General features: G+C 52.1%; 4 protein-coding genes. 2 read left to right on the top strand and 2 right to left on the bottom strand.

Annotated features, from left to right (window positions below; all coding sequences use genetic code 11):
• Nucleotides 1–536: purine-nucleoside phosphorylase (locus tag Q0Y65_RS14915; protein ID WP_297961617.1), on the top strand; the 536-nt coding region annotated here is incomplete at its 5' end.
• Nucleotides 537–773: 237 nt separating this feature from the next.
• Here Q0Y65_RS14915 and Q0Y65_RS14910 read toward each other — a convergent pair.
• Together Q0Y65_RS14910 and Q0Y65_RS14905 are read right to left on the bottom strand one after the other, a co-directional pair.
• Entirely contained in the window at nucleotides 774–2,114 is a 1,341-nt protein-coding gene (locus tag Q0Y65_RS14910; RefSeq protein WP_297961614.1) for an ABC transporter permease, read from the bottom strand.
• Nucleotides 2,101–2,832, bottom strand: a complete 732-nt coding sequence (locus tag Q0Y65_RS14905) for an ABC transporter ATP-binding protein (protein ID WP_297961620.1) — start codon at nucleotides 2,830–2,832, stop codon at nucleotides 2,101–2,103. The genes Q0Y65_RS14910 and Q0Y65_RS14905 overlap by 14 nt, the downstream gene beginning before the upstream one ends.
• 427 nt (nucleotides 2,833–3,259) lie before the next feature.
• On the opposite strand from Q0Y65_RS14905, the gene Q0Y65_RS14900 reads away from it, so the two are divergent.
• Complete coding sequence (locus Q0Y65_RS14900; RefSeq protein WP_297961611.1) at nucleotides 3,260–6,226, top strand: extracellular solute-binding protein; 2,967 nt, start codon at nucleotides 3,260–3,262, stop codon at nucleotides 6,224–6,226.
• The last annotated feature ends 67 nt before the right edge of the window (nucleotides 6,227–6,293 follow it).

Here is a 6,293-nt window from a genome sequence, read left to right as displayed (position 1 = left end):
CCGTGCAGGGAAGCGGCATGGGTATGCCTTCCATAGGCATATACTCATGGGAGCTCTTCAACGAGTACGGCGTGGAGAACATCATCAGAGTGGGTACCGCAGGCGGTATTGACGACGGCGTTCAGCTCCGCGACGTAGTTATCGGCATGAGCGCCAGCACAAATTCCGCCTATGCCTCACAGTACAGACTTCCCGGCACATATGCTCCCACAGCCTCGTGGAGCCTTCTCTCCGCAGCGGTAAAAGCTGCGCAGGAAAAGGGCAGCAGCTTCCATGTGGGAAATATCCTTTCCAGCGACACCTTCTACGATGACGCCGACAGCCTTGCGGACTGGAAGAAAATGGGAGTCCTTGCCATAGAGATGGAAGCGGCGGCGCTTTACATGAACGCCGCAAGGGCAGGGAAGAACGCTCTGTGCATACTCACCGTATCGGACTGCCCTCTGAAGGGGCTGTCCACCACCGCCGAGGAGAGGCAGACCACCTTCCGTGACATGATGGAGATAGCTCTGGAGACGGCTTTTTCTGTAAAATAAAAATTTCAGGTATAATTAAGACAAGTTTAAGATTATTTTAAGGTTGGGGAGTTATATTATAGATGGATTAAGTAATCCCCCAATTCCCCTTCTATATTTATTCATTTTATTTGTACAGCTATGCATTTATTGCATAGCTTTTTACTTTATGGAGAAAGTGCGGTATATGGGCACAAAAAGGCGCAGCAGCTCCCGGGTGGAAACTGCTGCGCCTTTTCATGGGGAAAGGGAAGAGGATCAATCCTCGTTGGTTTTGCCTGATTTCTTGAATCTGGACTTCTGACCGAAGTTCAGGGACATGGTGAGTATCTTGTCTGACTTGAAAAGCCTGAGAGCAAAGAACATCACGATGGCAAACACCACTATCTGATATACCATACCGATCCAGAATTCGGCGGTGTTTCCGAACATGAGGTTAGGTATGGAAGTGAATGTATGTGTGAAGGGGATAGCATAGACGATGATCCTGGGTACCATGGGAAGTGAGTTCACATCTGTGAACATTGACACGAACCAGGGTATCATTACCATCATCATTATGGGGAGGAGCATTGTCTGTGCCGATTTTGAATCGTTTACCAGAGCTCCCAGTATTATCGAAATAGCAAGGCATATCATGATCGTTATGAAGAGCTGGACGCCTACCAGCAGGTAATCGGTGACGCCGAGATTGAGTCCCAGCTGCCTGAATGCCTGATCTGTGGTAAGATTGTCCTGTAATATGCCGTCTACATTGAGGTCGCTGGTGACAGCTCCCGTCATGCCCTTTGAGTAGGCCGAGAAGCCGAACATCATAACGCCTGCATTTATAAGTGCGACGATAGCTGCTGCCAGCATTTTCGCGGTTATGACAGAGCCTCTTGAAACAGGTGCGGAGAGCAGAGTTTCCAGAGTCTTGTCGATCTTTTCGTTTGATATAGACGCTATAAGCGACTGTGAGGTCATCAGTATGAGTACCATGATGATGATGGGGAGTATGAGGTTCTGGGAGGTTATCTTTCCGATTATGGCGCCGCTGGATATCTTTGCGGACTTATCAGCTACTACCGTGTGGCTGACCACGCTGAGCTCGGACTCGATATTCTTCAGTTCTTCCTCGGATACGCCCTGCTGCTTTGACAACTCAACGCTGAGGTACTTGTTTATGAGAGCCTCGGCGGTATCTGTACCGCCTGTCATTCCGCTGAATGCGGAGGCTGACTTTACCTTTGTAATGGAAAGGATCTCGGGCTTTTTGCCGCTTTTCACGGTATCTCCGAAGCCCTTGGGGAGAACAACGAAGCTCTTGTAGTCCTTATCCTTCAGCGCCGCGGCGTAATCCTCGCCGTTTACCGTGACCTTGTTGACGGCAGCGCCGTTGCTCTCCATGTCCTTTATGAGGTCATGGGTGACATCGGAATCGTCCATGTCGCATACATAGACGTTGGTGTTCCTGGAATCCTCTGCAAGCTCCTCTGTAACGGACTGCATGACGTTTCCCATAAGCCAGAACAGGGAGAGGGAGACGATGAGTCCTATTATCATCTGAGCGTTTATAAGCTCCGAGAGCTCTTTTTTTAGGAGGTTAACGAACTTCATTCTCTTTCACCACCCTTTCAAAGACTTCCTCGAGGTTGGGAGCGCTGTAGCGTTCCTTCAGCTCCGCCGTGGTGCCTGTCACCATGAGATGACCCTTGGATATGATGCCAACGCGGTCGGAGACGAACTCTATCTCGAGCATATTGTGTGATGAGAGAAGGAAGGACATACCCTCCTCTGCGGCGAGCTTCTTTATGGTCTTGCGTATCTCGATGGCGTTGAGCACATCGAGGCCGCTGGTGGGCTCGTCGAGTATTGCAAGCTTTGGTTTTGTCATAACGGCTCTCGCAAGGAGCAGCTTTCTGATCATGCCTCGGCTGTAGCTTCCTATCTTGTCGTTGAGGCGTTCGCCCAGACCGCAGATATTCTTTGCTCTTTCCACATAGGCGTTGAGCTTTTCTATATCCGAGGTGAACAGACCTGCCATGAAGCGCAGGTACTTGACGCCTGTCATATGCTTGTATGCGCCTGCTTCGTCGGGGAGATAGGTTATGGACTCTCTGACCTTTTCAGGCTCCTTCAGTATACTGTGACCTGCTACCACAGCGTCACCGGAGGTAGGCTGGAGCAGGGTGGATATCATGCGTATAGTAGTAGTCTTTCCTGCGCCGTTGGGACCGATGAGCGCGAATATCTCGCCCTCTGCGATCTCAAATGATACCTTGTCGGCAGCGAGGACCTTGGAGTACTGCTTTGACAGCTCTTTGACTTCGAGCACGTTTGCCAAGTTTATCGCTCCTTTTGATATAATGATATAATGATTTATGCAAAGACGAATGCTTTTTTACACTATAATCATACCACACAATCCACGGAATGTCAATACAAAACGTAAAAACGCGGTGAGATTTTACACTTTTTTAATAATAGTAAATTTCTGCTCTTTTGAACGCCATACGGGCAGTAATTATTTGTATGAACGCACATACGGTGCATATGTGGTTTGTTCAGTTTGATGATGAAAACTGATAATTTAGCTAAATGGTGTGTTGTAAAATATATTATTTATAATATGTGCATATGGGATTTCTTGACATTATACAATAAATTTGATATACTGACTTTAAAGGAAATTGCAGTTTGAGCAGAGCTGCGGTCAGGCCGGTTGTGCGCATAATTCCCGACCAGCGGGAGCTTGCGCATTTTTGTTTATAACAGGCAGAAAGGCGGTGAAGGCGGAAGTGAACAGATTTGTGCGGAGACTGATATCGGGCGCTGCGGCGCTGATATTCTCGGTGGGAGCGGAGATATGCCCGTCAGCAGCCGCGGCGGAAGCAGACCGTGCTTCCGTGAGAGCCGCCCTTGCCGCGGATTACTATGCCATAACGGTTCCCGACAGCGATATAATGAGCTTCGGGGCCTACTATGATCTGTATTCCGCAGAGAGCCGTCCCGACGCAGAGATAGTCATTACAGGCGCTGATACTGCTTCCGCAGAGGGCGGAGACTTCGGAAAGGGCAGCTTCACCGACGACAGCGGCGAGAGCCGTGATAACGCCCTGCTCTGGAACAGCGCCGACGGTCAGGTCACCTATCGCTTTGAGGTGCCCGAAACGGGAAATTACTGCCTTGCCGTTGACTACTGCCCCATGATATCAACAAGCACCTCCGTAGAGCTTGGTCTCGAAATAGACGGTACACTGCCCTATGATACGGCTTCCCGTCTGGTACTTAACAGGGTATGGGTCAACGAGAAGGATATATATACGGATATACGCGGAAATCAGGTGCGTCCCGCCCAGGTGCAGCGCTCACTCTGGCAGAGCTGCTTCTTCGGCGACGTGGACGGACTTTTCAGCGAGCCCCTGTTCTTTTATCTTGAAAAGGGCTCTCACGAGCTGAGGCTCACCTCCGAGAGGGCGCAGCTTGCTGTTGCGGAGCTGCGGTTCTGCCAGCCGCAGGAGCTTCCCGCATACAGCGAGTACGCCGCTTCCGCAGGAGCCTCCGTGACCGTAGAGGGGACAGCCTCCGCCCTGTTCAGGATAGAGGGGGAGAGCGCTTCCCTGAAATCCGACCCCACCCTTTATCCCACATACGATAACAGCAGCTACCTTGCATCGCCCTCCGATCCACGGAAAATGGTATACAACACTCTCGGCAGCGGAAGCTGGAAAAAGGCTCTCCAGTCCGTGACATGGGATATACCTGCGGAGGACATAGGTGCAGGAGGCTGGTATAAGATAGGCATAAAGGCCAGACAGGATCAGCTCCGCGGCTTTGATTCCGACAGGCGCATATATATTGACGGAGCCGTGCCCTGTCAGGAACTGGATACTGTTAAGTTCCGCTATGATACGGACTGGTCGGTCACTACGCCAGAAAGCGGCGGCGAGCCTGTGTACATATGGCTTGAGGGCGGAAGGGACCATACCATTACCATGGAGGCTGTCCCCGGAGAGATAGGGGAGCAGCTCCGCAGGCTCGAGGACGACGTGAAGGAGCTCAACACCTATTACCGCAGGGTGATGATGATAACCGGACCCGCTCCCGACAAGTATACGGATTACTATGTCCACGAGAAGATCCCCGGGCTGGTGGAAAGGTTCAGCGGCATATCCGCGGAGCTGAAGGACATACAGAAAAGCATAGAAGCTATCACGGGAAGCAAGGGTACAGAGGCGGCCGCCGTTGAGAATATGGCGGTGATACTGGACAAATGTACGGAAAAGCCCCTGAAGATACCCTCCTATCTGAAACAGATAAAGGACGGCAGCGCCTCTCTCTCGGCCTGGCTGAGAGAAAAGAGGGAGCAGCCCCTTGAAGTGGATTACATCGAGTTCGCCTCAGCGGACAGGAGCTTCACAAGCTGCAGGGAAAAGCTGGGCAAGTCGCTGAAATTCGGCTTTGACGCCTTTATAGGCTCATTCTTCGAGGATTACACCACTCTCTCGGACGTCACGGGAGAGGAGGCCATAGAGGTCTGGGTGGCTCTGGGCAGAGATCAGGCTCAGGTGGTCAAGGAAATGACGGAAAATCAGTTCATGCAGGAAACGGGAATACCTGTTTCCGTTAATCTGGTCACGGGAGGAGTCGTTGAGGCGACTCTTGCGGGAAAGGGCCCCGATGTGGCGCTTTTCCTCGGGGGAGAGTTCCCCGTGAACCTTGCAGCCCGTGACCTCCTTGTGGATATGTCGCAGTTTGAGGACTTCGGCCAGGTTAAGGGGCGCTTCCAGAAAAACGCCATGACGCAGTATACCTACAACGGCGGCTGCTACGGTATCCCCGTCAGTCAGAGCTTCCCCATGATGTTCTACCGCACTGATATCCTTTCGGAGCTGGACATCGGCTCGCCTCCCGAGACCTGGGACGGGCTCAGGGATATGCTGCCTGCCTTGCAGAGAAACTATATGTCGGTGGGACTTGTCCTGCCGCCCAATGATATATCCCCTGCCACGGAGACAGGCCATACCTTTGCCATGCTTCTGCTCCAGAAGGGGAAGAACTACTACAACGAGGGGCTGACGGCTTCCGATCTGGACTCCGCCGAGGCGGTGCAGTCCTTTGAGGAGTGGACGGATTTCTACACGAAGTACAGCTTCGAGCAGACCTACGACGCATTCAGCCGTTTCCGCACGGGAGAATATCCCATAGTCGTTGCCAATTATACCTTCTTCAATCAGCTGACGGCTGCGGCTCCCGAGATAAACGGCCTCTGGGACTTCTGTCCCGTACCCGGCACGGTGAGGGAGGACGGCACCGTTTCACACGCCGCCAATTCCAACGGCGCAGGAGCCGTCATATTCAACAAGGTGGAAAACAAGGAGAACGCATGGCGCTTCGTCAAGTGGTTCACCGATACCGATACACAGGTGCAGTTCGCCTCCCAGATAGAGGGGCTTATGGGCACCATGGGACGTTTTGACACGGCCAATACAGAGGCTCTCGGACAGCTTTCATGGTCGGGGGACGAGCTTTCAAGGCTCCGTGCCCAGCAGGAGGAGCTTGCGGAGATACCCGTAACCCCTGCTTCATACGCGGTGACGCGGAATATCATGAACGCCTTCAGAGAGACCATAAACGAGAAGCAGAATCCCCGTGATACCCTTATCTGGTACAACAGGGACATAAACGACGAGATAACGCGAAAGCGGAAAAATCTCGGCCTGGACTGAGAGAGCGGCGGAGTCTGTGAACGTGATTCCGAAGGGACTTTGTTCTTTTGGTCAGGTCAAGGACTGA

It is taken from the genome of uncultured Ruminococcus sp. (assembly GCF_947301925.1).
GTDB lineage: Bacteria > Bacillota > Clostridia > Oscillospirales > Ruminococcaceae > Ruminococcus.
Note: the sequence above shows the minus strand (reverse complement) of the source record. Positions and strands in the feature narration are given on the sequence as shown.

Bases quoted from the DNA above. Each gene is read 5' to 3' on its own strand.
- Q0Y65_RS14910 (WP_297961614.1), bottom strand. From the start codon at position 2,114: ATGAAGTTCGTTAACCTCCTAAAAAAAGAGCTCTCGGAGCTTATAAAC.